The organism is Intrasporangium chromatireducens Q5-1 (genome assembly GCF_000576575.1).
Taxonomy (GTDB): Bacteria; Actinomycetota; Actinomycetes; order Actinomycetales; family Dermatophilaceae; genus Intrasporangium_A; species Intrasporangium_A chromatireducens.
The window spans coordinates 1-641 of sequence record NZ_AWQS01000562.1; the positions used below are offsets into that span (position 1 = coordinate 1).

The following is a 641-nucleotide window of genomic DNA, read 5'->3' on the forward strand; positions in this document are numbered from 1 at the left end:
TACTGCACTGTCGATCTGGAGTACTGCACTGTCGATCTGTAGTACTGCACTCTCGATTGAGAGTGCTGCACTCTCGATGACGGGATGGTCAGGTGAGGGGGTCGCGGCCGCGCCACCGCAGCGGTTCCTCGGCGTACTCCTCGATGACGTGGGCGGTCAGGCCGTAGGAGCGGGCGACCTGGAAGACCACCTCGCCGGCGCTCGCCGGCAGGCGCAGCGCGGCGAGCACGGCCGCGCTGGCCAGGTCGATGTTGGGCAGCAGGCCCGAGTGGTCCTCCACCACCCGAGCGACCTCCGAGACCCGCTGTCGCAGGCGCGCCGTTCCGCGACGCTCCCACAGGGCATCGAGCACGACGTCGGCCCGCGGGTCACCTCGCGGATAGAGGAAGTGCCCGAAGCCCGGCACGTGGCCGTCCCGGCGCAGCGCCGCCGCGACGACGTCGACCGCAGGTCGGGAGTCGTCGAGCAGTGCCCGGGCCGCGATCGGCGCGGCCCCGTGGAGCGGCCCCGCCATCGCGGCGTAGCCCGCGGCGAGGCAGTCGTGGATCCCGGCACGGGTCGAGGCCGCGACGCGCGCTGCGACGGTCGACGCCGTCAGGCCGTGGTCGAGCAGGGCGGTGAGCAGGACGCGGAGCAGCTCG

1 protein-coding gene is annotated in these 641 nt (G+C 72.7%); it reads right to left on the minus strand.

The features are described 5' to 3' along the window. Positions 1 to 88: 88 nt before the first annotated feature. Positions 89 to 641 (minus strand): citrate/2-methylcitrate synthase (locus N864_RS22890; RefSeq protein WP_034723042.1); only part of this gene is annotated, 553 nt, incomplete at its 5' end.